We start from the raw sequence: 25,765 nt of genomic DNA, 5'->3' as shown, positions 1-25,765 counted from the left end.
CCTAACGAGCAGAGCTGCCTGCAAAAACCCTGGCGCCATCGATCCAGACGCTTTTAATGTCCAGATCGTCCGACAGCGAAACGATGTTGGCCGCGGTACCGTTGGCGAAGCGCCCGAGCCGGTGCGACTGGCCGATCGCCTGCGCCGGATAGAGCGAGGCCATGCGCAAGGTTTCATCGAGGTCGAGACCGACGACGCGGTGCATGAAGCGCACCGCGGAAATCATGTCGAGATCCGCGCCCGCCAGCGTGCCGTCGGCAAGTGTCAGCCTGCCATCCTTGCGGTGGATGGTGCGGCCGTTCAGCGTGAACGAGGTCATGTCGGTGCCGATCGTCGCCATGGCATCGGTAACGAGCAGGATCTTGCCCGGCCCCTGCTTGGCGCGCAAGGCGATGGCCATGGTGGCCGGATCGACATGGATACCGTCGGCGATGATCCCGGCATAGAATGTGCCGGTATCGATTGCGGCGCCCGCTAGCCCTGGCTCGCGATTGCCGATCTGGCTCATCGCATTGAACAGATGGGTGACCACCGTTGCGCCGGCCTCGGCAAAGGCGCGAGCCGTGGCATAGCCGGTATCGGAATGGCCGATGCTGACGACAATGCCGGCCTTGCTAAGCGCCGACACCTGGCTGGGCTCGACGGATTCGGGCGCCACCGTCGTCAGCAGCACGGGCAGGTTTTTCCGTGCGGCGATCAGCATCGTCTGGTCGGAGTCTAGCATCGGCCGGACCAAAGCCGGGTCATGTGCGCCCTTGCGGGCGATCGACAGATGCGGCCCTTCGAGGTGCAGGCCCAGGAACCCCGGCACCTTCCTCCGTGCCGCCTCGGCTCCGGCCGCAACCGCCGCGGCGGTGATCTCGGACGTGTCGGTGATCAGCGTCGGCAACAGCGCCGCCGTGCCGAAGGGTGCGTGCGCCCGGCAGATGGTCTCGATCGAGGCGACGTCGGGATGGTCGTTGAGCATGACGCCGCCGCCGCCATTGACCTGCAGATCGACGAAGCCAGGCGCCAGCATGCCGCCGCCGGTCTCGATACGCGCAACATTGGATGGAATGGCGCCGGCGGCAACAATGGCCTCGACGAGGCCGTCGCGCACGACAAGCGCCGCATTGTCGTGCCAGTCGTCGCCATCGAAAATCCGGGCGCCAGTCAGGGCAAAACGGTCGCTCATAGGGTTTCCGTTACCTTGCGCAGATTGGGCGGCGTGTCGGGGTCGAGGCCGCGATGGCGGGCAAAAGCCTCGACGAAACCATAGAACGACACGATCAGCGTCAGCGGGTCGGTCAGCGGATGACCGGTTGCGACATGCGGCAGGCGCTGAGCGCTCTTTGCCTTGCTCGACGTCACAAAGACGGCAGCGCCCTTGCCGGCCAGGCTGTCGGCGGCATCGGCCACCGATGGCTCGGACGCATCGCGAGCAGCCAGAGCCAGCACCGGGAAACCGGGACCGACCAGCGCCAGCGGGCCGTGCATGACCTCGGCGGCACTATAGGCTTCCGCATGCATGGCGCAGGTTTCCTTGAATTTCAGCGCCGCCTCGTTGGCGATCGCCGCCGACGGGCCACGGCCGAGAATGAACAGCGATTTCGGCGTCTCGAGTGCCCCAGCCAGCGCCATCCAGTCGCAGGCGATCGCCTTGCGAAAATGCTCCGGCAAGCGCGCGAGCGCCACCAGGAGTTTGTCGTCGCCGGTGCAATGCGCCATCAAGGCGAGTCCTGCGACGGCTGAATTGACGAAGGTCTTCGTCGCCGCGACGCTGCGCTCCGGTCCGGCCAGGATGTCGATCGCGTAGTCCGAAGCCCGCGCCAGCGGCGAATCGGCGGTGTTGGTGATGGCGACGGTCAGCGAACCGCCGGTCCTCGCCGCTTGCGCCATTGCAACGATGTCCGGGCTCTTGCCGGACTGCGAGATCGCCAGGCAGGCCGAGCCGCCCAGCTTCAGCTTGGCGCCATAGATCGAGGCGATCGACGGGCCGACCGATGCAACCGCCAGCCCGGCGGTCAACTCCACGGCATATTTCATGAAGGTTGCGGCATGGTCGGACGAGCCGCGCGCCACGGTGACGACGAAATTCGGATCGCGCTCGCGAATGCCGCGTCCAGCTTCCGTCAGCACTGCGGCCGAGCCATCGAGCAGGCGGGCGGTGGCCTCCGGGATCTCCTCGATCTCGCGCCGCATATGGGTCGTTGTTGCGGTCATGGCCGGCCCTCTTCGCCCGGCCCGCTCAGCCGGAGTTCGGCGACAAAATCATAGGCGTCGCCCCTGTAGATGGAGCGGGTAAACTCGATCACCTTGCCGCTCGCCAGATAGGAGATACGTTCGATGTGCAGGCCGGCAATGCCCGGCGGTACTTCCAGCAGATGTGCGTCGCCATCGCCGAGATTGGTGGCGGAAATGCGCTGCACCGCCCGCACCGGCCTGTTGCCAGTTTTTTCCAACGCGGCGTAGAGCGACGAACCAATCGCCGCCGGATCGGGCAGCACGCTTGTCGATAGCGAGGCGCGCTCGATCGCCAGCGGCGTGTCGTTGGCGATACGAAGGCGCGCCACGCGCGCAACCAATTCGTTCGATGCCAGGCCGAGCACCATCATCTCGTCGGGCGACGGCGGATAGAGGCCGCGGTCGAGCCAAGCCGAACGCACCGCCATGCCGCGCCGCGCCATGTCTTCGGTAAACGAGGTCAGCATCGACAGCGACTGCTCGACGCGCTCCATACGTGGCGCAACGAAGGTACCGGAACCATGGCGCTGGACGAGGATGCCGCCCTTGACCAGGTCCTGCACCGCCTTGCGCACGGTGACGCGCGAAATGTCGGCCTTGCTAGCGATGTCGCGCTCGGAAGGCAGCGCATCGCCAGGTCCGATCAGCCCGCGTTTGACCGCATCCTCGATGCTCTTCCTGAGCTGCAGATAGAGCGGCGCGCCACTCTGCGACGATTGTTTCAGCGCCGCGAATATCTGGTCGGCGGCCTCACTCATCGAGCTGCCTCCGCCGTGTTTGCGAAAATCCGAACCGCCATCTGAACCGCGCCGCCCAGCGCGTCGTCGAGCGGCGGTTTCAGCAGCGCCCGGTAGCGGGCCGACAGGCGCGGCGCATAAAGCGGCGCCAGCCCGCCGAGCAGGCAGAGCGGATCGTCGCCGCCGAGGTCGAGCACGCCAAGCGCTGCCTCGACATCGGCGACCGCCTTGTCGAGGATCCAGATAGCGACGGCGTCGCCTTTTTCGGCATGTTCGAACACCTTGGGCGCGAAGCCGCCGAAATCGCCGGGCTTGGCATTGGTGGTGAATTCGACCACATCCTCGGGATTGTTGCGGAAAATGGCGAGCATGGTCTGCGTCAGCGGCGATCCCTGGCGGATGCCGTCATAGGCGAGCAGCGTCTGCTCGAGCAGGTCGCGGCCGATGCGGGCGCCGCTGCCCTGGTCGCCGACCTGAAAACCCCAGCCACCGATGGCGCGCGACTTGCCTCGTCTGCGCGCCATATAAGCGGTGCCGGTGCCGAGTATGGCCATGGCGCCGTCGCCTGAGCCAACCGCGCCTTCCAGCGCGATCTCGGCATCGGTCTCGACGCGGCTGATGCGGAACGGCAGGATCGCTTCGAGCTGCTGCCTGTAGGTGCCGACATTGGCGCCGGCAAGACCGAGAACGGCCGGAGTTTGCGGGATCAGTGCGGGATCCCTGCCCGCGGCGACAAAGGCCTGCTGCGCTGCGTCGACGATGTTCGTCCTGGCGCCGGTGAGATCGGTTCGGATGTTGGCGGCACCGCTTTTGGCGCGGCCGAGGACGCTGCCGTCGGCCGTTGCAAGGGCCGCCCTGCAGCTGGTGCCGCCGCCATCGATGCCGAGCACGAATTTCACGCGATTTCTCCTCCGGGCGGATAATACCAATAAAATACCAATAGCCAAGGATTAATTTCCGTTTTCAAAAAAGTTAAGGCGTAGTTTGTTTGAAAATCAGCCAATTTCGTTCGCAAGCCTGCACCGCCGCAAGATTTCATTAATGCGTGTGGACAAGTGGTATTTTTTTGGTATGGTTTTCTCAATTGGAGGAAAGCGGATGGCCGAAACGCGCACCGAAGCGCTTCACCAGAATGCCGAGGGACTGGATATCCAGGCCCCGGAAGCCGTCCTTTCCTCTTTGGTCAACGCACAGATCGAGGCCGCCAAGGCCGTGCACGGCGCCATTCCTGCCATTGCCGCGGCAGCCGAAATCATCGCAAGCAGACTGAAAAGCGGCGGCAAGCTCGCCTATGCGGCTGCCGGCAGTTCGGGCCTGATGGCACTGGCCGATGCGCTTGAGCTGCCGGGCACTTTCGGCATCCAACGCGACCGCATCGCCATCCTGATCGCCGGCGGCGACGAGGCCTTCAAGACACTGGCCGGCGGGCCGGAGGACGACACCGAGGAAGCTTCGGCAGCAGTTGCCGCCGCCCGCATCGGCAAGGGCGACTGCCTGATCGCCGTCTCGGCCAGCGGCTCGACACCTTATGCAGTCAGGGCGATCGAGGACGCCAGGCGCCGCGGTGCGGCGACCATTGCCATCGCCAACAACAGGGATGCGCCGCTGTTGCGGCTGGCCGACATCGCCATCCTGCTCGAAACGCCGCCGGAGCTGATTGCCGGCTCGACGCGCATGGGCGCAGGCACCGCCCAGAAGATCGCGCTCAACATGCTGTCGACGCTCGCCGCCATCCATCTCGGCCATGTCCATGACGGCTACATGGTCAACCTCATGGCCGACAACATCAAGCTGCGCGACCGCGCCGCACGCATCGTCGCCGCCGTCAGCGGGCGCGGCAAGGACGAGGCGGCGCGCCTGCTCGAAAGGAGCGGCGGCGGCGTCAAGACCGCTATTCTGCTCGCCGCCGGCGCCGACAGCGCCGATATAGCCGAGAAGATATTGGAAGGGACCGGCCACAAGCTGCGGCTGGCCCTTTCCGCGATCGAGGGGAGCAAGGGGCGCAATGCCTCTGTTCTCATCAAAACCGAACCTGAAAAAGGTCAACAGGGAGACTGAGCATGACAACGAAGCTACTGACGGCACTTCTTCTCGGCACCAGCATTCTCGGCTCCGCCGGGGTGGCTTATGCCGACGACGTAACGCTCAACATCGAAAGCTGGCGCGGCGACGACCTTGCCATCTGGAAGGACAAGCTGATCCCGGCCTTCGAAGCCAAGAACCCGGGCATCAAGGTGGTGTTCGCGCCGTCGGCGCCGACCGAATATGACGCCGCCCTCGGCGCCAAGCTGGCCGCCGGCTCGGCCGGCGACCTGATCACCTGCCGCCCGTTCGACAAGTCGCTGGAACTCTTCAAGAAGGGCAACCTCGCCGACATCTCGACCCTGCCCGGCATGGAGAACTTCTCCGACGTCGCCAAGTCCGCCTGGCAGACCGACGACGGCAAGTCGAGCTTCTGCGTGCCGATGGCCTCCGTCATCCATGGCTTCATCTACAACAAGGACGCCTTCGACAAGCTCGGCATCAAGGTGCCGGAGACGCGCGACGAATTCTTCGCCGCGCTCGACAAGATCAAGGCCGACGGCACCTACATCCCGATGGCGATGGGCACCAAGGACCTCTGGGAAGCGGCGACCATGGGCTACCAGAACATCGGCCCGAACTACTGGAAGGGCGAGGAAGGCCGCCTGGCGCTGATCAAGGGCGAGCAGAAGCTCACCGATCCGCAGTGGGTCGAGCCCTACAAGGAACTGGCCAAGTGGAAGGACTATCTCGGCGACGGATTCGAGGCGCAGACCTATCCGGACAGCCAGAACCTGTTCACGCTCGGCCGCGCCGCCATCTACCCGGCCGGCTCGTGGGAGATCGGCCTGTTCAACACGCAGGCGCAGTTCAAGATGGGCGCCTTCCCGCCGCCGGTGCAGAAGGCCGGCGACACCTGCTACATCTCCGACCACACCGACATCGGCATGGGCCTCAATGCGGCCTCGAAGAACGCGGATGCGGCCAAGACCTTCCTGTCCTGGGTGGCCTCGCCTGATTTTGCCACCATCTACGCCAACGCGCTGCCGGGCTTCTTCAGCCTGAACAACACCCCGGTGAAGATGGAAGACCCGCTAGCGCAGGAATTCGTCTCCTGGCGCGGCAAGTGCAAGTCGACGATCCGCTCGACCTACCAGATCCTGTCGCGCGGCACGCCGAACCTTGAAAACGAGACGTGGGTTGAATCGGCCAACGTCATCAACGGCACCGACACGCCGGAAGCTGCCGCCAAGAAGCTGCAGGACGGCCTCGACAGCTGGTACAAGCCGGCGAAGTAAGAGCGCGGCGAAGCGTTGTCTCCCCCCTCGAGGGGGAGATGTCGCCGAAGGCGACAGAGGGGGTCGGTCGAGGCAGGCTGCGGCTTGATCGCTGCTGGAAAGCACGGTCGAACGACGATGGCGCGCTGCCTCTGCCGACCCCACCCGCCTCGCTTTGCGAGGCACCCTCCCCTCGAGGGGGAGGGAGGCGCCGCGCCCTTTGACGGCAATAGCAAGACCTGATCGGCGGGGACCGAACGCATGGCCGCAGCACCGAAAAGACCGTTCCGTTGGCATATCGGCGTTTTCCTGGCGCCGGCAGTGCTGGTCTATACGGCGATCATGATCCTGCCGCTGGCCGGCACGCTGCAGCTGTCGCTGTTCCGCAACATCAATCAGTCGCAGGTCTTCGTCGGACTGGAAAATTTCCGCATGCTGTTCGGTGATCCCAACTGGTCGGTCAATTTCTGGAACGCGCTCAGGAACAATGTCTGGTTCTTCATCATCCACATGCTGGTGCAGAACCCGATCGGCGTCCTTTTGGCCGCACTTCTGTCCAGCCCTAGGCTGCGGTTTTCCGCCTTCTACCGCACGGCGATCTTCGTGCCGACGATCCTGTCCTTCGTCATTGTCGGCTTCGCCTGGAAGCTGATTCTGTCGCCGCTATGGGGCGTGGCGCCGCATATGATGGACCTGGTCGGCCTGAAAAGCCTGTTCACGCCCTGGCTCGGCAAGGCGCAATATGCGCTGACCGCGCTCAGCCTGATCTCGGTCTGGCAGTTCGTCGGCATCCCGATGATGCTGATCTATGCGGCACTGCTGTCCATTCCCGAAGAGGTGATCGAAGCAGCCGAATGCGACGGCATCACCGGGATGGCGCAGTTCTGGAAGATCAAGCTGCCGCTCATCCTGCCGTCGATCGGCATCATCTCGATCCTGACCTTCGTCGGCAATTTCAACGCTTTCGACCTGATCTACACCGCGCAAGGGGCGCTGGCCGGGCCGAACTATTCAACCGATATTCTCGGCACCTTCCTCTACCGCGCCTTCTTCGGTTTCCAGCTGCAGGTCGGCGATCCCAACATGGGCGCGGCGATCGCCACGATGATGTTCCTGATCATCCTGGGCGGCGTCTGCGTCTACCTGTTCCTCGTGCAGACGCGCCTGCGTCGCTACCAGTTCTGAGGCGCCACATGAGCACGGCAACCCGCTCGCTGCCCCGCACCATCGGCGCGCATGCGATCCTTCTGACCTACACCGCAATCGCGCTGTTTCCGGTCATCCTCGTGATCATGAATTCGTTCAAATCACGCGCAGGGATTTTCGGCGCGCCGCTGACGCCGCCGACGCCAGGTACCTTCGACCTGATCGGCTACACGACGGTGATCGGCCAGGGCGATTTCATCCACTATTTCCAGAACAGCCTTGTCGTCACCGTCGCCTCGCTGTTCTTCGTGCTTTTGTTCGGCGCCATGGCGGCTTTCTCGCTGTCGGAATACCGCTTCCGCGGCAATTCGCTGATGGGGCTCTATCTGGCGCTCGGCATCATGATCCCGATCCGCCTTGCCACCGTCGCCATCCTGCAATTGATGGTGGCGAGCGGGCTGGTCAACACGCTGACGGCGCTGATCCTGGTCTACACGGCGCAGGGCCTGCCGCTTGCCGTCTTCATCCTGTCGGAATTCATGAAGCAGGTCTCGGACGATCTGAAGAATGCGGGCAGGATCGACGGCCTGTCCGAATACACCATCTTTTTCCGGCTGGTGCTGCCGCTGGTGCGCCCATCGATGGCGACGGTCGCGGTCTTCACCATGATCCCGATCTGGAACGATCTGTGGTTCCCGCTGATCCTGGCGCCGTCGGAGGAGACCAAGACAGTGACGCTCGGCGCGCAATTGTTCCTCGGCCAGTTCGTCACCAACTGGAACGCCATCCTGGCGGCACTGTCGCTGGCGATCATGCCGGTGCTGATCCTCTACGTCATCTTCTCGCGGCAGCTGATCCGCGGCATCACTTCGGGAGCGGTCAAGTGAATTCGCAACAACCTCTTCGCGTCGTCGTCGCCGGCCTCGGCAATATGGGGCGCAGCCATGCGCTGGCCTATCACACCAATCCGGGATTCCAGATCGCCGCGCTGGTCAACCGCTCCGATGTGCCGCTGCCGGAAGGGCTTTCGACCTACGCCATCCGGCGTTCCTTCGACGAGGCGCTGCGCGATGAAAAGCCCGACGTCGCCTGCATCGCCACCTATTCCGACAGCCATGCCGATTATGCGGTCAGGGCATTCGAGGCCGGCTGCCACGTCTTCCTCGAAAAGCCGCTGGCAACCACGGTCGCGGATGCAGAGCGGGTCGTCGCGGCGGCCAAGGCCAACGGCAAGAAACTGGTGATCGGCTATATCCTGCGCCACCACCCGTCCTGGATCAGGCTGATCGCCGAGGCGCGCAAGCTCGGCGGCCCTTACGTGTTCCGCATGAACCTCAACCAGCAATCCTCCGGCCACACCTGGGAGACGCACAAGCAGCTGATGCAGACGACGTCGCCGATCGTCGACTGCGGCGTGCATTATCTCGACGTGATGCTGCAGATCACCGACGCCAGGCCGGTCGAGGTGCGTGGCATGGGGCTGCGGCTGACCGACGAGATTGCGCCCACGATGTATAATTACGGGCATCTGCAGGTGCTGTTCGACGACGGTTCGGTCGGCTGGTACGAAGCCGGCTGGGGGCCGATGATTTCGGAGACGGCTTTCTTCGTGAAAGACGTGATCTCGCCCAATGGCTGCGTGTCGATCGTCATGAAAGAGGGTGTCAGGTCCGACGACATCGACACCCACACCAAGACCTCGACCATCCGCCTGCATAGTGCGGCGACCGGCGCGGATGGCAAGTTCGCCAAGCCGGACGAAATGCTGTCGATGCAAGGCGAGCCCGGCCATCAGGACCTCTGCGACCTGGAACAGGCGTTTGTGCTGAAGGCGGTCCGCGAGGATCTGGACTTGACCCGCCACATGGACGACGCGGTGAAGTCGCTCGCCGTCTGCCTTGCCGCAGACGAGAGCGTGCGCAGCGGCCTCGCCGTGAAACTCTAGAACAGGGACGAAGCCGTGGGCTCGCTGAACATCGAGAACGTGAAAAAGGCCTTCGGGCCGGTCGAGGTGCTGAAGGGCATCAACCTCGAGGTGACCGATGGCGAGTTCGTCGTCTTCGTCGGTCCATCCGGCTGCGGAAAGTCGACACTGCTGAGGGTCATCGCCGGGCTGGAGGACTCGACCTCGGGCCGCGTGGTCATCGACGGGGCGGACGTCTCCGCCACCCCGCCGGCCAAACGCGGCATCGCCATGGTGTTCCAGACCTATGCGCTCTATCCGCATCTGACGGTGAAGAACAATATGGGCCTCGGCCTCAAGCAGGCGGGCACACCGGCGGCCGAGATCGACCGCCGCATCGGCATCGCCTCCTCGATGCTGTCGCTGGAGCCCTACCTCTCGAGGCGGCCGGCCGAGCTCTCCGGCGGCCAGCGCCAGCGCGTCGCCATCGGCCGCGCCGTGGTGCGTGAGCCCAAGCTGTTTCTGTTCGACGAGCCGCTGTCGAACCTCGACGCCGCACTGCGCGTCAACACCAGGCTGGAGATCGCGCAATTGCATCGCCGGCTGAAGGCCACGATGATCTATGTCACCCACGACCAGGTCGAGGCGATGACGCTGGCCGACAAGATCGTGGTCCTTAATGCGGGCAGGATCGAGCAGATCGGCGGACCGATGGAGCTTTACAATTCGCCGGCAAATGAATTCGTCGCCGGCTTCATCGGCTCACCGAAGATGAACTTCGTCGACGGCGCCAGGCTTGGCGAAACGGCAAAGACCATCGGCGTCCGTCCCGAACATCTGACCGTCGATCCCAAATCCGGCGCCTGGAAAGGCACGGTCGTCCATGCCGAGCACCTTGGCGCCGACACCAACCTCTATCTCGACTGCGAGAAGGCCGGCTTGATCACAGTGCGCATTTTTGGCGTCTATAACGCCGAACCTGGTGCCACGCTCTACGCGACGCCGGATCCGGCGAAGACATACCGGTTTGGAGCCGACGGGAAGGTGCTGAAATAGCTGGTGCCGACTCCCCTTCTCCCTTGTGGGAGAAGGTGGCCGAGCGAAGCTCGGTCGGATGAGGGGTGTTGGACGGATCGCTACGCTGAAGGCGTAAGCGACGGAAATCCTTCGATGTTTTCTCGTCGCGTTTCTTCCAGCACCCCTCATCCGTCTCGGCGCTGCGCGCCGATCCACCTTCTCCCACAAGGGGAGAAGGAAGAGCGCCTACAAATCCGCCTTGAACGTCTGCTTCTGGATGCCCAGCCCCTCGATACCGAGCTCGACCACGTCGCCGGGCTTCAGGAAGAGCGGCGGCTTCATGCCGAGGCCGACGCCGGGCGGCGTGCCGGTCGAGATGATGTCGCCCGGGTGCAGCGACATGAACTGGCTGAGATAGGAGACGAGATAAGCGACGCCGAAGACCATGGTCTTGGTCGACCCGTTCTGCATCGTCTTGCCGTTGACCGTCAGCCACATCGGGATGTTCTGCGGGTCCTTGACCTCGTCCTTGGTCACCAGCCACGGGCCGATCGGCCCGAACGTGTCGCAGGACTTGCCCTTGGTCCACTGGCCCTGGCGCTCGGCCTGGAAGGCGCGCTCGGAGACGTCGTGCGCGACGCAATAGCCGGCGACATAATCCAGCGCCTCGGCCTCGGTGACATACTTTCCAGTCTTGCCGATCACCACGCCGAGCTCGACCTCCCAGTCGGTCTTCACCGAGCCGCGCGGGATCAGCACGTCGTCATTCGGCCCGACAATAGCCGAGCTTGCCTTCATGAAGATGATCGGCTCCGGCGGCACGGTGGCACCGGTTTCGGCGGCGTGGTCGGAATAGTTGAGACCGATGCAGATGAATTTGCCGGTGCCGGCGACGCAGGCGCCGATCCGCGGCTTGCCGGAAACCGCCGGCAGCGTCTTCGTGTCGAGCTTCGACAATGTCTCGAGCGATGCCGGGTCAAGTGCCTTGCCGGCAATGTCGGTGACATGGGCGGAGAGGTCGCGGATCGTTCCATCGGCATCGAGCAGGCCGGGGCGTTCGCTCCCCGCCTCGCCATAGCGCAGCAGTTTCATGCAGTTTTCTCCCAGTTGCGACCAGAGGCCGTTTGCAAACTCGCTCCGCTGCGGCGAATGGCGTAGGTTTCGAGAACCGGAGCGGAGCGTACTTAAAGTACGTGAGCACCGGAAGCGCAGAAAGCCGCGTCAGGCGCCCGGCGGAGTAGGGTTTTCAAATGGCCTCTTAGATCGACCAGCCACCGTCGATATTATAAGCCTGCCCCGACGTATAGGTGGCGCCGGCGAGATAGACGGCGAGATCGGCGATTTCCTCGGGCGTGCCGAGCCGGCCCATCGGCTGGCGGGCGATGAAGGCGGCGCGAGCTGCTTCGTAGTCGCCCTGCGCATGCATGCGGTCCTGCAGCGACGGGCTTTCGACCGTGCCCGGACAGATCGCATTGCAGCGTATTCCCTTGCCGACATAGTCGGCGGCGACCGATTTGGTCAGGCCGATGACGGCTGCCTTGGTCAGCCCGTAAACGAAGCGGTTCGGCACGCCCTTGGTCGAACTGGCCAGCGACGCCATGTTGATGATCGAGCCGTCGCCGCGCTCCAGCATGCCGGGCAGCACGGCGCGGATGGTGCGGATCATCGAGCGGACATTGAGATCATAGGCAAAGTCGAGATCGCCGTCCTTCATCTCGAGGATCGAGCCGGAATGGACGAAGCCGGCGCAATTGAACAGCACGTCGACGGCGCCGATCTCGGCAAAAGCGGCGTTCACCGCCTCGTCGTTCAGCACGTCGAGCTTGCGGGTCTTGATACGGGGCGTCTTGCCGAGGTCGGCGAGCACCACCTCGTTAATGTCGGTGGCATGGACGACGGCGCCGGCCTTGGCGAACGCCAGCGCGCTCGCCCGGCCGATGCCTTGCGCCGCCGCCGTGACGACAACGATTTTGCCTGTCAGATCCGCCATGCTTTTCTCCTCGCCCGTCTGTGGTCGTTCGGCTTTTACCGGCGCAAGGCCGCGGCGCAATGTGCCAGCCGGGCACTACCATCCCGCCTGTTTCGATATTCGCCTGCCAGCCAAATGTTTTTTCTCGGTAAAGAACATTTGTTGGCCCGTCAAGCCCGGACGTCCCTCCGGGACACTCAGTCGCCGTAGGGCACCCAGACGTTCTTGACCTCGATCGCACGGCGCAGCAGGGCATCGCCGGCTGCTTCGTTCGAGGGCCAGTCGAGGCTGTGGCCGTTGCCGGTCCAGACGCGTTTGAGATTGCCGATGGACTCGGCCTCGGCCTTGGCGCAAGTCTCGGCATCAGCGAACACCCAGAGCCCGTCGACATCGTCATGCTTGGCCAATACGCCGGCAAGCTCGGCGCTACGGCCGGTGACGATATTGATGGCGCCTGCCGGAACGTCGGAATATTCGATGACCTGGTAGAGGTCGGTGGCAAGCAGCGGGTATTTTTCGGACGGCACGGCGACCACGGTGTTGCCCATGGCGAGCGCCGGCGCCACCAGCGAGATCAAGCCAAGCAAAGGCGCGTTGTCCGACGCGACGATACCGACGACCCCGACCGGTTCGTGCAGTGCCAGCGTGACGGCGCGGGCCGGCGGCTGGTGGACGCGGCCCTCGAATTTGTCGGCCAAGCCGGCATAGAGGAACAGGCGCTCGATCGACAGCTCGACCTCGTCACGCGCCGCCTTGGCGGTCGCGCCGGTGAGCTGGGTCAAACGGGCGGCAAACTCGTCGGCGCGGCCGGACAGATTTTCGCCCAGGTAGTAGAGCACTTGGCTGCGGTTGTAGGCGGTCGCTTCCGGCCAGGCCTTGCAGGCGCGCGCGGCCGCGACGGCGTCACGGATATCCTTGCGGTTGCCGAGACCGACCTCGCCGGCAAGCTTGCCCTTGGCGGTGGCGATGGCGAAGGAATAATTGCCGTCCGGCCGGACCTGCTTGCCGCCGATGAACAGCTTTGCCGTGCGGTCGATGGCGCCACCTTCCGCCTGCTCGACAGGTTGAGCCGAAGACGTTGCCGGCTTGATGAACGGGCCGAGCGGCAGTTTTGCCGAGAGATATTCGAACATGCCCTCGCACCCGCCTTCGCGGCCAAAGCCGCTCTCGCGGTAACCGCCGAAGCCGCAGGCGGCGTCGAACATATTGGTGCCGTTGACCCAGACGACGCCCGCCTTCAATTGGGGCGCGACGTGCAGAGCAAGATTGATGTTCTCGCTCCACACCGAAGCGGCCAGGCCATAGCGTGTGTTGTTGGCGAGCTCGACCGCTTCCTCGGTGTTGCGGAAGGTCATGGTGGCAAGCACCGGCCCGAACACCTCTTCCTGTGCCAAGATGTTAGCCGGCGAAACACCTGTCGCCAGCGTTGGCAGATGGTAATAGCCCGAGGAGGGCAGTGCCGAGTCCGGCTGCCAGCAGATTGCGCCCTGCTTGGCGCCCTCGGCGATCAGGCCCTTGACGCGATCGAGCTGGGTCAAATCGACCAGCGGGCCGATATCGGTGTTCTTGTCGAGCGGGCTGCCGACGCGCAGCCGGCTCATCCGCGTCTTGACCTTGGCGATGAAGGCGTCGGCGATGCCTTCCTGCACCAGAAGGCGCGAGCCGGCACAGCACACCTGGCCCTGGTTGAACCAGATGCCGTCGACCAGACCCTCGACGGCGCTGTCGAGGTCGGCATCCTCGAAAACGACGAATGCCGATTTGCCGCCAAGCTCCAGCGACAGTTTCTTGCCCGAGCCGGCAGTGGCCTTGCGGATGATCTTGCCGACCTCGGACGAACCGGTGAAGGCAATCTTCTGGATCCCGGGATGATTGACGATTGCCCCACCCGCCTCCGGCCCGCCCTGGACGATGTTGACGACGCCCTTCGGCACGCCTGATCGTTCACAGATCTCGGCGAACAGGATCGCGGTGAGCGGCGTGAATTCGGCTGGCTTCAGCACCACGGTGCAGCCGGCGGCGAGCGCCGGCGCGATCTTCCAGGCCAGCATCAAGAGCGGGAAGTTCCACGGGATGATCTGGCCGACGACGCCGACCCCCTTATGGTCGGGAAAATCCCTGTCCAGCGCCTGCGCCCAGCCGGCATGATGGATGAAATGGCGGATGGCCAGCGGCACGTCGATGTCGCGGCTTTCGCGGATCGGCTTGCCATTGTCGATTGTCTCAAGCACCGCGAACAGCCGTTGGTGACGTTGCATGGCGCGGCCGATGGCATAGAGCACTTTGGCTCGGCTGTAGCCGGTGCTGGCGCTCCATTTCGGCAGCGCTTTTGTGGCGGCCGAAACCGCCGCGTCGATATCGGCGGCACCGGCATCCGACACCTTGGCCAGCAGCTTTCCCGAGGACGGATCGCTGGTGTCGAAGGTTTTGCCTCCGCTGGCTGCCTTCCAGTCGCCGCCGATAAACAGCGCTTTGCCGAAATCCCGCGCGGCAAGCCACGCATCGGCCTCGTTGCGCGCCTCCGGCGCCGGGCCGTATTCCATGGCGTGATAGCGTTCGAGAATGTTCATGGCGCGCTCCGAATCACGCCATCGCGTGGCGATGATTGGCCGAGTAGTGGCCGGTCAGATGATGCTCGAGCTGGCGCTCGATGTCGGTCAAAAGGCTCGATGCTCCGAAGCGAAACAGCTCCGGCTCCAGCCACGGCCGGCCAAGCTCTTCCTTCATCAGCACCAGCCAATCGAGCGAGGCTTTTGCCGTAGAAATGCCACCGGCCGGCTTGAAGCCGATCAGATAGCCGGTTTCCTCGAAATAGGCGCGGATCGCGCGCACCATGGCAAGGCCGACCGGCAGCGTCGCGTTGACGCTTTCCTTGCCGGTCGAGGTCTTGATGAAATCTGCACCCGCCATCATCGCCACCATCGAGGCGAGCATGACGTTGCGCAGCGTCGCGAGGTCGCCGGTGCCGAGGATCACCTTCAGATGGGCCTCGCCGCAAGCGGCGCGCATCGAGACAATCTCGTTATAGAGCTCCTGCCATTTCGCCCCGAATACCAGGCCGCGCGGGATGACGACGTCGATCTCGTCGGCGCCGTCCCTTACCGATGCTTCGATCTCCTGCAGACGTGTCGAAAGCGGTGCAAGGCCATGCGGGAAAGCCGTGGAAACGGCGGCGACATGGACGCCGCTGCCGCGCAGCGCTTCGACGGCAGTGGCGACGAAGGGCTGATAGACGCAGACCGCCGCCGGGCGGATCCTTTCACCAGTAATGCCGAGTCCCTCGGCAATGTCGCGACGGAACGGGTTGACCGCCTTGGCACAAAGCCGGCGCACGCGCTCTTCCGTGTCGTTCGAGTTCAGCGTCGTCAGGTCCATGCAGGCGACGGCGCGCAGCAGCCAGGCGGCCTGGTTATCGGCCTTGATCGAGCGTCTTTTAGTCAGGCTGGCGACGCGGCGTTCCAGCGCCGAGCGGTTGACGCCGCGCATCGATTCCATGAAGCCGAGATCGAGCCTCATGCCGGGATTGCGAGCAATGCCATGGGCTTGCGGGATTGGTGCATTGGCGGCGGCGCGCGCCGGCAGCGGCGTGACCTTCGATGTGCCGACGTCGGTTTCGCGGATTGTGCTGCTCATCTCCTGCCCCTTGTTCAGCGACTTATACTTATGCCGAAGATAGACCGCGAAGCAGCGCTTCACGAGTCCTTCAAGCGGTCATAGCGGAAAAAGACAGTCAAGGCAGCCGACTTTTGACCGCATGATCAAAATCAGGGTCGCAAACCAGTGGACGCTGAATTGCCGCGTCTCAGCCGACGAAGGCGCGCTCGACGACGAAGCTTGCCGGATGATGCAGCGAGCCTTCCTGGAAGCCGTGGCTTTCAGCCAGCTCCTTGACGTCTTTCAGCATATGCATCGAGCCGCAGATCATGATGCGGTCGGTCTCGGGATTGAGCTTGTCGATGCCGAGATCGCTGTAGAATTTGCCCGAGCCGATCAGCGCGGTGATGCGGCCCATGCGCTCGGAGATCTCGCGCGTCGTTGAATTGTAGAGCGTGACGCGGCCGCCGGTCAGTTCGCCGATCAGCGGATCGTTCTCCAGTGCGGCCACCAGCTCCTGGCCGTAGGTGAGCTCGGCATTGTCGCGGCAGGTATGGGTCAGGACCACCTGCTCGAACTTCTCATAGGTGTCGGGATCGCGCAGCAGGCTGGCGAAGGGAGCAATGCCGGTGCCGGTCGAGATCATGAACAGGCGCTTGGCCGGCGTCAGCGCGTCGACCACCAGCGTGCCGGTCGACTTCTGCCGCATGATGACGGTGTCGCCGATCTCGATCTTCTGCAGCTCCGAAGTGAGCGGGCCGTCCGGCACTTTGATCGAGAAGAATTCGAGTTCGTCGTCCCAGGCTGGGCTGGCGATCGAATAGGCGCGGAACACCGGCTTCTCGGCATTGGGCAGGCCGATCATGACGAACTCGCCGGAGCGGAAGCGCAGCGACTGCGGCCGGGTGATGCGGAACGAAAACAGCCGGTCGGTATAGTGCTTCACCGAGACGACGGTTTCGGCATAGACATTGGCCGGTATCGGGAACTGCAACGGCCGGGCGCCGGCAGTGTTGAACGCGGATGTGGTGTTCATCAAACCTAACCTTCCGGGCCAGCTCAGCGCCCGCGCCAAATCTTCACCTGCGCGCCCGAACCGGTCAGGTTCCAGCGTGCCGTTTGCACACTCCGAAGCGGTAAGCTCTTGTGTCCGGAATTTATTAGTATACAAACGATATTTGCGTCAAGACGCCGCCGTAAAACAGCTTTCCAAACTGAGGCATGTAGGCAGTTCGGGCATTTCGGGTTTCGACAATGGGACAGAATTTTTCGGCGCAAGCGCTGGATTCGACGGGCAGCGTCGTCGCCGGCATCGATGTCGGCGGCACCTTTACCGACCTGCTTCTGATCGACGGCCGTGACGGTGGCCGGGTGCACATCGCCAAGACCCCGACGACAGTCGACAACCAGGCGTTCGGTGTCGTTTCGGCGCTTGGCGCCACCGGATTTCCGGTCGACGGCATCGACCTCATCGTGCACGGCACGACGACGACCACCAACGCGGTACTGGAGCGCCGGCTGGCCAAGACCGGCATGATCACCACGCGCGGCTTTCGCGACGTCATCGAGCTTGGCCGGCGGACACGGCCGCAAGCCTATGGCATGACAGGCACGTTCGTGCCGATCATTCCGCGCAATCTGCGGCTCGAAGTGTCGGAGCGGGTCGAGGCCTCGGGCGCGGTGCGCATACCGCTCGACGAGGCCGAGATGCGGGCAGCGATTTCACAACTGATCGCAGCCGGCTGCGAATCCCTCGTCGTCCATTTCCTGCATTCCTACGCCAACCCGGCGCATGAGCGGCGCGCCGCCGAGATAGCGGCCGAGCTTTGGCCGAACGGCTACATCACGACAGGCCACGCCCTGCTTTCGGAAGCGCGCGAATTCGAGCGCGGCGTCACCGCTTCGGTCAACGCTTCGGTGCAACCGATCCTCGAACGCTATGTCGAGCGGCTGCGCAAGGAGCTGGCGTCAAAAGGCTACGCCCGCGACTTCCTGATCATGAACGGCAATGGCGGCATGATCTCGGCCCGCTTTGTCACACGTGAGTCGGCCAAGACCGTCATGTCCGGCCCCGCTTCCGGCGTCATTGCTGCCGCCTACACCGGCAAACGCGCCGGCTTCGAAAACCTGGTCACCTACGACATGGGCGGCACCTCGACCGACGTGGCACTGATCCGCAACGCCGAGCCGGCGGTGTCGAACGAGATCGAGATCGAATATGCGATGCCGATCCACGTGCCGATGGTGGCGGTGCATACGGTCGGCGCCGGCGGCGGCTCGATCGCCCACGTCGATGCGGCCGGCCTGGTCCAGATCGGCCCGGAAAGCGCCGGCGCCAATCCCGGGCCAATATGCTACGGACGCGGCGGCTTGGAGCCGACCATCACCGACGCCAATCTGGTGCTCGGCCGGCTGGCGCCGAAAAAGCTGCTTGCGGTGGAAAATCCGGTCACCGTCGAACGCGTCACCGGCATATTCGAGGACAGGATCGGCCGCGCCACCGGCCTGTCCGGCGTCGAGGCGGCGGGTGCCGTGCTGCGGCTTGGCAACGTGAAGATGGCCGGCGCCATCCGCATGGTGTCGGTGTCGCGCGGCCACGACCCGCGCGATTTCGCGCTGTTCGCCTTCGGCGGCGCCGGGCCGCTGCATGCGACGGCACTGGCGCGTGAGCTCGGCCTGCCCAAGGTGCTGGTGCCGGCGCGGCCGGGCATCACCAATGCGCTCGGCTGCGTCGTCGCCGATCTGCGCCATGATTTCGTTAATACGGTCAACCAGCCGGTGGCCAGTCTCGATGAAATCCAACTCCACGAGACATTGGAACGGCACCGAAACGAAGGCAAGGAGCTGATCGGCAAGGAGGCGGTGAAGCCGGAAATGATCCGCGTTACGCATTCCGCCGACATGCAGTTCGTCGGCCAGACGCATATCATCAACGTGCCGCTGCCGTCGTCTGCGGTGACACGCGATGGACTGCAGCAACTGTTCGAGAAGGCCTATTTCGCCCGCTTCAAGGTCCAGTTGCCGGAAATCCGCGCCAATCTGGTCAACCTCAACACCTCGGTCACCGGCGTGCGGCCGGCAATCGATCTGTCCCGGCTGATCGACCCGGCTGGGCGCGCCAAAACGCTCGAAGAGGCGCGGCGCGAGATCCGGCCTGTCTGGTATGGCGGGCGCTGGTACGACACGCCGGTCTACAGCAGAGAGAAGTTGCCGCTCGACGCAACAATCGAAGGTCCGGCGATCCTCGAACAGATGGACGCGACGACTGTGCTGGAGCCCGGTGACCGGGCGCGATCGGATGCCGACGGCAACATCATCATCGATATCGGCGAGGCCTGAGATGGAAAAACTCGACGCCATCACCCTTTCGGTCATCCAGGCGGCGCTACAGCAAGTCTGCGACGAAATGGACCTGACATTTTCGCGCGCCGCCTTCTCGCCTGTCATCGCCGAGGCCAATGACCGTTCGGATGGCATCTATTCGGCGCTCGATGGTTCGCTGATCGCGCAAGGCAGCCAGGGCCTGCCGGTGTTCGTCGGCGTCATGCAGTATTCGACCAAAACGGTGATCGAGATGATCGCCGACGGTCGCTGCCTGCCGCCCGAGCCAGGCGATATCTACATCGTCAACGATCCCTATCTCGGCGGCACCCATTTGATGGATGTGCGCTTCGCCATGCCGGTCTATCGGGACGGCAAGATATTCTGCTGGCTGTCGAACACCGGCCACTGGCCCGACATCGGTGGTTCGGTGCCGGGCGGCTTTTCCGCCTCGGCAACAGCGGTCGAGCAGGAAGGCTTGCGACTGCCGCCGGTGAAATTATTCAAGAAGGGCGTGCTCGACCCTGAGATCTACGCCATCATCTGCTCGAACATCAGGGTTGCCGACCAGCGCATCGGCGACATCCGGGCGCAGGCGGCGGCACTGCTGATCGGTCAAGACCGACTGAACGGAATCCTGGATCGTTACGGAGATGAAACGGTCGTCGGTGCGATCGCCGAACTGCGCCGCCGCGCCGCCGAACAGATGCGCGCGAACATATCAGCCATTCCCGACGGCATTTACCGGTCGCAGGCTTTTGTTGATTCCGACGGCGTGGTCAACGAGCCGCTGACTATCGCGCTGGCGGTCGAAAAACAGGGCGACACGCTCAGCTTCGACTTCTCCGGTTCGTCAAAGCCCTGCGCTGGGCCGATGAACAGCGTGCTGGCGACGACCTTGTCCTCGGTCTATCTCGCCATGCGGCACATTTTCCCCGACGTGCCGATCAGCGCCGGTGCCTTCGAGCCGCTGATCGTCAAGCGGCCGGAAGGCACCTTCCTCGACGCCAAATATCCGCGCCCGGTATCGGGCTGCGCGGCCGAGGTTTCGCAGCGCATTGCCGAGGCGGTGTTCGCTGCGATGGTGCAGGCGCTGCCGGACAAGGTGACGGCGGCTCCGGCCGGCTCCAGCGGCAATTTCGCGCTCGGCGGCAACGATCCGGCGCGCGGCCGCGATTATGTCATGTACCAGATCTCCGGCGGCGGCTATGGCGGCAATGCCGGTCACGACGGCCTGACCAATGGCTGCTCGACCATCGGCATTTCCAAGTCGCCGCCGGTCGAAATCATGGAGCAGGCCTTCCCGGTGCTCTACCGGCATTATGCCTTACGCGAAGGCTCGGGCGGCGCCGGCAAGCACCGCGGCGGGTTTGGGCTCGCCTATGAGGTCGAGATCCTGCGCGGCGACGCCCGCGCCTCTTTCGTCATGGATCACGGCCGCTTCGGCCCGCAAGGCGCGCTCGGCGGCAAGGACGGCGCGGTCAACACGGTCACCGTGTTCCGCGGCGGCAAGGAACATGTGCCGCCGCATCTATCCAAGGAGCAGGACATCGCGCTGAAGGCAGGCGATCGCGTGCGCGTCGGCACACCGGGCGGCGGCGGCTACGGCGATCCGTTGCAGCGGGACGCCGATCTGGTGTCGAGGGATGTCGCGCTGGGCTATTACACGCCCGCAGAAGCCGCCGAAAAGTTCGGCGTCGCTCTCTCGGCGGGTGGATTGGGGATCGACCGGGCAGCCACGGAAAAGAGGCGCGCCGGCTGACGGCGCGGCCCCGGATTTCCGTTATTTGCGACCAACGATCAGTTGCGGTGATCCAGCCTCGCGACCAGCCGGTCGCCGGCCCACTGGATACCGCAGACCAGGACGATCAGCACAATGACAACGGCGATCATGACCGACGTCTCGAAGCGCTGGTAGCCGTAGCGGATGGCGAGGTCGCCGAGCCCGCCGGCGCCGATGGCGCCAGCCATGGCCGAGGCGCCGATAAGCGTCACCAGCGTCACCGTAAAGCCGGCGACGATGCCGGGCAACGCTTCCGGCACCAGCACCTCTCGAATGATCGTCCAGCGGTTGCCGCCCATGGCGCGTGCCGCCTCGATCAGCCCGTGGTCGACCTCGCGCAGCGACACTTCGGCGATCCGGGCATAGTAGGGCGTCGCCGCGATCGACAGCGGCACAATCGCTGCCCAGGTGCCGATCGAGGTGCCGACGATCAGCCGCGTCACCGGGATCAGCGCAACCAGCAGGATGATGAAAGGCACCGAGCGGAAGCCGTTGATGAGCGCTCCGAGCGCGCGGTTCACCCACAGGTTTTCGGCGATACCGCCGCGGTCGGTGGCGACCAGCGCCAGGCCGAGCGGCAGCCCGAAAACCAGCGAGATGAGGCCGGAGGCGGCCGTCATCAGGATCGTTTCCCAGATCGAACGGACGAGAAGCTCAAACAGAACCGGCGACATGGCCAAGCACCTCCACCCGCGCTTGGCGGGCTTTCAAGAACGCGATCACCTCTGCCAGGTGAGCTTCATTGCTGCCGGCGACCGCCACGAACAGTGTCCCGACAGGCTGCTGCTGGACGTGATCGATGCCGCCATGCACGAGGCGGAACGAGCCGGGAACTGCCGAGGCAAGATCGGACAAAAGCGGGCTTCGCGCGGCCTCACCGGCCACGTCGATCCTGAGGATCGCCTCCACGCCGGCGTTCTGCGTTAGCTGGCTTGCGATCTCCGCCGGCAATTGTGGCCGGATGCCGCCGAGCAGGCTTTGTGTGATCGCCGATTTCGGGTCGGCAAAGACCGACCACACCGGCCCTTGCTCGACGATCCGCCCAGCGTCGATCACCGCGACCCGGTCGGCGATCGAGCGGATCACCTCCATCTCATGCGTGATCAGCAGGATGGTCAGGCCGAGCTGCCGGTTGATGTCTCTGAGCAAGGCAAGGATGGAGCGCGTCGTCTCCGGGTCCAACGCCGAGGTCGCTTCGTCCGACAGCAGCAGCGCCGGGCGCGCCGCAAGCGCCCGGGCAATGCCGACGCGCTGCTTCTGCCCGCCCGACAGCGACGCCGGAAAGGCTTTCGCCTTCTCCGACAGGCCGACAAGCTCGAGCAGCTCGGCGGCGCGCGCCAGGCGTTCGACCCTGGGCCGGCCTTCGATCTTGAGCGGCAGCGCTACATTGTCTTCGACCGTCTTGGCGGACAGCAGGTTGAAATGCTGGAAGATCATGCCGATGCGCCGGCGCAGCGGCTGCAATTCGCGCTCGCCGAGCCGGCTGATGTCGCGGCCTTCGATGAAGACCTGTCCTGAATCCGGCCGCTCTAGGCCGTTCAAACAGCGTATCAGCGTCGACTTGCCGGCGCCGCTGCGGCCGATGATGCCGAGGATCTCGCCCTGGCGCACGCTGAGCGACACGCCGTCCAGCGCCGCTGTCGCGCCGAAGCGGCGCTTCAGCTCGATGAGGCGCACGACATCATTCGGTCCGGCGGAGCGGCCGCCGACGGGACGCATGACTTCGGTGACCGAGGCGAAATGCTGGTTCATAAAAGTTCCTGTATTGGTGTCCCGCAAACGCGATCGCGGTCCGCGTTGAAGCGCGGACCGTTTTATCATGCCGGGCTTCGGCGCCCAGTCGAGCTCGGCATCAATAGGCGCTGATGCCGGTTCCCTTGTAGACTCGGTCGAATTCGGCCTTCACCTTTTCGTTCTGGTAGGAGGCGACCAATGTCTTTACCCAGGGCTGGTTTTCATTGCCGGCCTTGACCGCGATGAAGTTGCGGTAGGGATTGTCGGCCACCGCCTCCTGGGCGATGCGGTTCTCCGGTGTGAGGCCGCTTTTAAGCGCCCAATCCGTGTTGACCACGGCCCCGTCGAGGTCTTCCACCGAGCGCCCGACAATCCCGGCGTCAAGCTCCTTGACGACTAATTTCTTCGGGTTTTCGGCAATGTCGGTCGTCGTAGCCAGAATGCCGGTGCCTTCCCTGAGCTTGATCAGACCTTCGCTCTGCAGAACGCGCAGTGCGCGGCCCTCATTGGACGGGTCGTTCGGCACGCCAATGACGGCGTCTTCGGGCAGGTCGGCAATCTTCGTGTACTTCTTGGAATAGAGGCCGATCGGCCAGACCCCGGTATAGCCGACCGGGACGATGTGATAGCCCTGCGTCTTGATCTGGTTGTCGAGATAGGGCTTGTGCTGGAAGGCGTTGGCGTCGATTTCGCCACGCTCGAGTGCTTCATTCGGCTGGGTGTAGTCGTTGAACACCACGGTCTCGATCGTCAGCCCCCTCTCCGCCGCCTGGGCGGTGACGACGCGCCACACATCCTCGTCCTCGCCGCTCATGATGCCGACCTTGACCGCCGTCTTGTCTTCGGCGAACGACGGCGCAGCAAGGCCGACAATCGCAACCGCCGACGCGAAAAGTACAGCCAGACCGGCGCGCCGGTTTATACTTGCGGAGAGAAATGAGAGCAAAGTGTTGGTATTCCCAGACATGATCTATCCCGTCGGTTCTGAAGTCGTTGCGGCCAGGCGGAGTGCCAAGCCTTGCCGGCATCATCGGGAATGCTGACCGTCGGATCAAAGCACCGTATTTCCCGCGAAATGCGAAGCCAGGAATATTCTCTCAAAGTTTCGGGCCTGGCGAGCACAGGGCGTGCTGGGATCATGCGTTCTAACCCAATGCTGGTTCAGAAATTGTCCGGACGTCGTCTCCGCTATGAGGCCCGCCGTGCTTCGAAGCGGCGGGCCTTTCTGCGTCCGAATGCCCAACACGGGCAGCGGTGTGGGATGTCGACAATGCTGGACGCGCCGCATGTCCCTTCAAAGCGACGCGCTTGCTCACTCGATGACCTTTACAATCCTGCGCGTGCCAGGATCGACCAGGACGGTCCGATTGTCGACGACGACATAGCGGTATTTGACGTCGGGAACCTCATGAAGCTCGACGGTATCGGGCAGTGTCGAGCCGACATTGAGCTCCACGCCGGGAAGCTGGACGGACGCCAGAGGCTGCTTTTTCACATACTCGCGTACGATCGTCTCCTGCTGCGGTTCGATGACCACGTCCTGAGCGGCAGCGGCGCCAATACCCGCAAGCAGCAAGAACCCAGCCGCGGCTGCCGAAAGATGCATTCTCATGATCGTCTCCTTTCATGGTGAGCCACCTCTGCGCTGCGCCGCGTCATGCTGTTCGCAGCGGGGTCGCTATAGGCCGGTAACGTCATCAGGTGGAGCTTGTTCCGCCACTCGGATCGCTTGCGCTTTCCCTCCATTAGTTTGGAACAAAGTTTTTTAGCCACAGTTTTACGCGGTGAAGGGACGCGTTTTCCAAGGAGATCTCTCATGAAAGGCGTTCTGATCACCAGCATGCTAGCAATCAGCGTCAGCTGCGGGGCTGCACTTGCCCAGACGCAGCAGTCGACCGACGACCAGTCCGGCGCCAATTGTGCAGCCGGCACTGCCAATTGCCAGAACGGCGCCAAGATGGGCGAGCAGGCTCAGGGCAAGGCCGGCGCTGCAACTGATCAACAGGCGCAAGGCAACAAGAAGCTGAAGACCGATGAGCAAGCCAAAGGCAAGGCCGGCGCAACGACTGACCAGCAAGCCCAGGGCAAGCCGAAACTGAAGACCAACGAGCAGGCTCAGGGCAAGGCTGGCGCCACGACTGACCAGCAGGCCCAGGGCAGCACCAAGATGAAGACCGACGAACAGGCCCAAGGCAAGGCCGGAACCACCACCACCGAGCAGGGCCAAGGCAGCACGAAAATGAAGACCGAGGAGCAGGCTCAGGGCAAGACTGGGACCACGACCACCGAGCAGACTCAGGGCAATGCCTCGACGCAGACGCAAGACCAGAGTTCGACCGCTTCCATCAACAATGTGACCGTTGAACAGAAGACGGAGATCACGCAGGTCATCAAGGAGACGAACGTCCAACCGGTTTCCAGCGTCGATTTCGACATCTCTGTCGGTGTCGAGGTTCCGCGAAAGAAGGTCCGGCTGCATCGCCTGCCGGCGCGCATCGTCAAGATCATTCCGGCTTACGAAGGCTATGAGTATTTCGTGCTCGCCGACGGCCGGATCGTCATCGTCGACCCGAATACCTACGAGATCGTGATTATCCTGACCTAGTCGTGGCCAGACGGTCTACCGTGGGTTGATGCACCAAAAAAGCCCGCCGCGCAGCTCGGGCGGCGGGCTTTTCCGTACCCGGCTCCAGCGTCTGCAAATCGCAAATCAAGGTCCGTCCTCGGGGCGAGGAGTGAGCACTGTGTGATCGATGGTGTCGGGCAGGCAGGGACTGGGCACGCAGCTTGTTCGGACTGACGCGGTGGTCATGGCATCGATATCCGTAACCAGCGCCATTCTCGCGTAGTGCCGCGGCCACAGCGGCTCTCCAAACAGGACGAAGACGCCGCCAATCATCAAGGCCAGCAACATGAGTGCCGTAACATTTGCAAATATCTCGCCGTAGCGCATGAAGGCAGCCTGTCCCGTTCGGAAAGCGATTTCAGCCTGTGACAGCGGCGACCAGGACGGCGCCGAAAGCCGGCGCTACTATCCTT

The 25,765-nt window shown here is 63.8% G+C and carries 23 protein-coding genes; 9 read left to right on the top strand and 14 right to left on the bottom strand.

The window, feature by feature from the left end; translation table 11 throughout:
• Position 1 precedes the first annotated feature (1 nt).
• The 4 genes from nagA to NKI47_RS07630 are packed head-to-tail and all read right to left on the bottom strand — an operon-like array spanning position 2 to position 3,859.
• The gene (gene nagA, locus NKI47_RS07645; RefSeq protein WP_023679846.1) at positions 2-1,174 is read right to left on the bottom strand and encodes an N-acetylglucosamine-6-phosphate deacetylase; all 1,173 of its coding nucleotides are present in this window, start codon (positions 1,172-1,174) and stop codon (positions 2-4) included.
• Complete coding sequence (locus NKI47_RS07640; RefSeq protein WP_352588891.1) at positions 1,171-2,202, bottom strand: SIS domain-containing protein; 1,032 nt, start codon at positions 2,200-2,202, stop codon at positions 1,171-1,173. Before NKI47_RS07640 ends, nagA begins: the two co-directional genes overlap by 4 nt.
• Positions 2,199-2,981, bottom strand: coding sequence for a GntR family transcriptional regulator (locus tag NKI47_RS07635; RefSeq protein ID WP_023679844.1), 783 nt, complete (start codon positions 2,979-2,981; stop codon positions 2,199-2,201). The genes NKI47_RS07640 and NKI47_RS07635 overlap by 4 nt, the downstream gene beginning before the upstream one ends.
• Positions 2,978-3,859: a glucosamine kinase nucleotide-binding domain-containing protein gene (locus tag NKI47_RS07630; protein WP_352588889.1), complete on the bottom strand. Its 882-nt coding sequence runs from the start codon at positions 3,857-3,859 to the stop codon at positions 2,978-2,980. The genes NKI47_RS07635 and NKI47_RS07630 overlap by 4 nt, the downstream gene beginning before the upstream one ends.
• Positions 3,860-4,058: 199 nt before the next feature.
• On the opposite strand from NKI47_RS07630, the gene NKI47_RS07625 reads away from it, so the two are divergent.
• From NKI47_RS07625 to NKI47_RS07600, 6 genes are all read left to right on the top strand, one after another.
• Complete coding sequence (locus NKI47_RS07625) at positions 4,059-5,018, top strand: N-acetylmuramic acid 6-phosphate etherase (protein WP_352588887.1); 960 nt, start codon at positions 4,059-4,061, stop codon at positions 5,016-5,018.
• 2 nt (positions 5,019-5,020) lie between these two features.
• Positions 5,021-6,280 carry an ABC transporter substrate-binding protein gene (locus NKI47_RS07620; protein ID WP_352588885.1) on the top strand — a complete coding sequence of 420 codons (1,260 nt, stop codon included), beginning with the start codon at positions 5,021-5,023 and terminating at the stop codon, positions 6,278-6,280.
• A 240-nt stretch (positions 6,281-6,520) separates the two neighbouring features.
• Positions 6,521-7,444 (top strand): carbohydrate ABC transporter permease, encoded by a 924-nt coding sequence (locus NKI47_RS07615; RefSeq protein ID WP_352449605.1) that lies wholly within the window; start codon positions 6,521-6,523, stop codon positions 7,442-7,444.
• Between the two features lie 8 nt (positions 7,445-7,452).
• Positions 7,453-8,292, top strand: a complete 840-nt coding sequence (locus NKI47_RS07610; protein WP_352449604.1) for a carbohydrate ABC transporter permease — start codon at positions 7,453-7,455, stop codon at positions 8,290-8,292.
• Positions 8,289-9,350 (top strand): Gfo/Idh/MocA family protein, encoded by a 1,062-nt coding sequence (locus NKI47_RS07605; RefSeq protein ID WP_352588881.1) that lies wholly within the window; start codon positions 8,289-8,291, stop codon positions 9,348-9,350. The genes NKI47_RS07610 and NKI47_RS07605 overlap by 4 nt, the downstream gene beginning before the upstream one ends.
• Before the next feature lie 15 nt (positions 9,351-9,365).
• Positions 9,366-10,364, top strand: a complete 999-nt coding sequence (locus NKI47_RS07600; protein ID WP_023679835.1) for an ABC transporter ATP-binding protein — start codon at positions 9,366-9,368, stop codon at positions 10,362-10,364.
• A gap of 207 nt (positions 10,365-10,571) precedes the next feature.
• On the opposite strand, the gene NKI47_RS07595 is transcribed toward NKI47_RS07600, so the two are convergent.
• The 5 genes from NKI47_RS07595 to NKI47_RS07575 all read right to left on the bottom strand — a co-directional run bounded on the left by NKI47_RS07595 (position 10,572) and on the right by NKI47_RS07575 (position 16,924).
• On the bottom strand, positions 10,572-11,417 hold the full coding sequence (locus NKI47_RS07595) for a fumarylacetoacetate hydrolase family protein (RefSeq protein WP_352588878.1): 846 nt from the start codon (positions 11,415-11,417) through the stop codon (positions 10,572-10,574).
• Between the two features lie 166 nt (positions 11,418-11,583).
• Entirely contained in the window at positions 11,584-12,315 is a 732-nt protein-coding gene (locus NKI47_RS07590; protein WP_352588875.1) for an SDR family oxidoreductase, read from the bottom strand.
• 176 nt (positions 12,316-12,491) lie between these two features.
• Positions 12,492-14,864, bottom strand: coding sequence for an aldehyde dehydrogenase family protein (locus NKI47_RS07585; RefSeq protein ID WP_352588872.1), 2,373 nt, complete (start codon positions 14,862-14,864; stop codon positions 12,492-12,494).
• A 13-nt stretch (positions 14,865-14,877) separates the two neighbouring features.
• A complete protein-coding gene (gene deoC, locus NKI47_RS07580) occupies positions 14,878-15,927 on the bottom strand; it encodes a deoxyribose-phosphate aldolase (protein WP_352588869.1) in 1,050 nt (349 codons plus the stop codon).
• Between the two features lie 169 nt (positions 15,928-16,096).
• The gene (locus NKI47_RS07575; protein ID WP_352588866.1) at positions 16,097-16,924 is read right to left on the bottom strand and encodes a ferredoxin--NADP reductase; all 828 of its coding nucleotides are present in this window, start codon (positions 16,922-16,924) and stop codon (positions 16,097-16,099) included.
• 218 nt (positions 16,925-17,142) lie between these two features.
• Here NKI47_RS07575 and NKI47_RS07570 point away from each other — a divergent pair, with 218 nt between their 5' ends.
• Both NKI47_RS07570 and NKI47_RS07565 read left to right on the top strand, forming a co-directional pair.
• A complete protein-coding gene (locus tag NKI47_RS07570) occupies positions 17,143-19,227 on the top strand; it encodes a hydantoinase/oxoprolinase family protein (RefSeq protein ID WP_352588863.1) in 2,085 nt (694 codons plus the stop codon).
• A gap of 1 nt (position 19,228) precedes the next feature.
• The gene (locus NKI47_RS07565) at positions 19,229-20,971 is read left to right on the top strand and encodes a hydantoinase B/oxoprolinase family protein (protein WP_352588860.1); all 1,743 of its coding nucleotides are present in this window, start codon (positions 19,229-19,231) and stop codon (positions 20,969-20,971) included.
• 38 nt (positions 20,972-21,009) lie between these two features.
• Here the strand turns inward: NKI47_RS07565 and NKI47_RS07560 are convergent, their stop codons facing one another.
• The 4 genes from NKI47_RS07560 to NKI47_RS07545 all read right to left on the bottom strand — a co-directional run bounded on the left by NKI47_RS07560 (position 21,010) and on the right by NKI47_RS07545 (position 24,338).
• Positions 21,010-21,666 (bottom strand): methionine ABC transporter permease, encoded by a 657-nt coding sequence (locus tag NKI47_RS07560; RefSeq protein WP_352575231.1) that lies wholly within the window; start codon positions 21,664-21,666, stop codon positions 21,010-21,012.
• Entirely contained in the window at positions 21,647-22,744 is a 1,098-nt protein-coding gene (locus NKI47_RS07555) for a methionine ABC transporter ATP-binding protein (protein WP_502898028.1), read from the bottom strand. The genes NKI47_RS07560 and NKI47_RS07555 overlap by 20 nt, the downstream gene beginning before the upstream one ends.
• 100 nt (positions 22,745-22,844) lie before the next feature.
• Positions 22,845-23,693: a MetQ/NlpA family lipoprotein gene (locus NKI47_RS07550; protein WP_352571523.1), complete on the bottom strand. Its 849-nt coding sequence runs from the start codon at positions 23,691-23,693 to the stop codon at positions 22,845-22,847.
• A gap of 345 nt (positions 23,694-24,038) precedes the next feature.
• Positions 24,039-24,338, bottom strand: coding sequence for a DUF1236 domain-containing protein (locus NKI47_RS07545; RefSeq protein WP_023677114.1), 300 nt, complete (start codon positions 24,336-24,338; stop codon positions 24,039-24,041).
• Between the two features lie 204 nt (positions 24,339-24,542).
• Here NKI47_RS07545 and NKI47_RS07540 point away from each other — a divergent pair, with 204 nt between their 5' ends.
• Positions 24,543-25,331: a DUF1236 domain-containing protein gene (locus tag NKI47_RS07540; RefSeq protein WP_352588856.1), complete on the top strand. Its 789-nt coding sequence runs from the start codon at positions 24,543-24,545 to the stop codon at positions 25,329-25,331.
• A gap of 105 nt (positions 25,332-25,436) precedes the next feature.
• Here the strand turns inward: NKI47_RS07540 and NKI47_RS07535 are convergent, their stop codons facing one another.
• A complete protein-coding gene (locus NKI47_RS07535; protein ID WP_352571521.1) occupies positions 25,437-25,679 on the bottom strand; it encodes a polymerase in 243 nt (80 codons plus the stop codon).
• Between the last annotated feature and the right edge of the window lie 86 nt (positions 25,680-25,765).

It is taken from the genome of Mesorhizobium sp. M0633, assembly GCF_040320645.1.
Taxonomy (GTDB): domain Bacteria; phylum Pseudomonadota; class Alphaproteobacteria; order Rhizobiales; family Rhizobiaceae; genus Mesorhizobium.
The sequence above is the reverse complement of the archived record's forward strand: the minus strand, read 5'-3'. Positions and strand labels throughout refer to the sequence as shown.

Coding starts and splice junctions, on each gene's coding strand:
- NKI47_RS07625 (WP_352588887.1), top strand. CDS start 4,059: ATGGCCGAAACGCGCACCGAAGCGCTTCACCAGAATGCCGAGGGACTG.
- NKI47_RS07565 (WP_352588860.1), top strand. CDS start 19,229: ATGGAAAAACTCGACGCCATCACCCTTTCGGTCATCCAGGCGGCGCTA.
- NKI47_RS07575 (WP_352588866.1), bottom strand. CDS start 16,924: ATGAACACCACATCCGCGTTCAACACTGCCGGCGCCCGGCCGTTGCAG.
- NKI47_RS07535 (WP_352571521.1), bottom strand. CDS start 25,679: ATGCGCTACGGCGAGATATTTGCAAATGTTACGGCACTCATGTTGCTG.
- NKI47_RS07550 (WP_352571523.1), bottom strand. CDS start 23,693: ATGTCTGGGAATACCAACACTTTGCTCTCATTTCTCTCCGCAAGTATA.
- NKI47_RS07635 (WP_023679844.1), bottom strand. CDS start 2,981: ATGAGTGAGGCCGCCGACCAGATATTCGCGGCGCTGAAACAATCGTCG.
- NKI47_RS07615 (WP_352449605.1), top strand. CDS start 6,521: ATGGCCGCAGCACCGAAAAGACCGTTCCGTTGGCATATCGGCGTTTTC.
- NKI47_RS07590 (WP_352588875.1), bottom strand. CDS start 12,315: ATGGCGGATCTGACAGGCAAAATCGTTGTCGTCACGGCGGCGGCGCAA.
- NKI47_RS07585 (WP_352588872.1), bottom strand. CDS start 14,864: ATGAACATTCTCGAACGCTATCACGCCATGGAATACGGCCCGGCGCCG.
- NKI47_RS07545 (WP_023677114.1), bottom strand. CDS start 24,338: ATGAGAATGCATCTTTCGGCAGCCGCGGCTGGGTTCTTGCTGCTTGCG.
- NKI47_RS07610 (WP_352449604.1), top strand. CDS start 7,453: ATGAGCACGGCAACCCGCTCGCTGCCCCGCACCATCGGCGCGCATGCG.
- NKI47_RS07540 (WP_352588856.1), top strand. CDS start 24,543: ATGAAAGGCGTTCTGATCACCAGCATGCTAGCAATCAGCGTCAGCTGC.
- NKI47_RS07570 (WP_352588863.1), top strand. CDS start 17,143: ATGGGACAGAATTTTTCGGCGCAAGCGCTGGATTCGACGGGCAGCGTC.
- deoC (WP_352588869.1), bottom strand. CDS start 15,927: ATGAGCAGCACAATCCGCGAAACCGACGTCGGCACATCGAAGGTCACG.
- NKI47_RS07640 (WP_352588891.1), bottom strand. CDS start 2,202: ATGACCGCAACAACGACCCATATGCGGCGCGAGATCGAGGAGATCCCG.
- NKI47_RS07595 (WP_352588878.1), bottom strand. CDS start 11,417: ATGAAACTGCTGCGCTATGGCGAGGCGGGGAGCGAACGCCCCGGCCTG.
- NKI47_RS07560 (WP_352575231.1), bottom strand. CDS start 21,666: ATGTCGCCGGTTCTGTTTGAGCTTCTCGTCCGTTCGATCTGGGAAACG.
- NKI47_RS07555 (WP_502898028.1), bottom strand. CDS start 22,744: ATGAACCAGCATTTCGCCTCGGTCACCGAAGTCATGCGTCCCGTCGGC.
- nagA (WP_023679846.1), bottom strand. CDS start 1,174: ATGAGCGACCGTTTTGCCCTGACTGGCGCCCGGATTTTCGATGGCGAC.
- NKI47_RS07620 (WP_352588885.1), top strand. CDS start 5,021: ATGACAACGAAGCTACTGACGGCACTTCTTCTCGGCACCAGCATTCTC.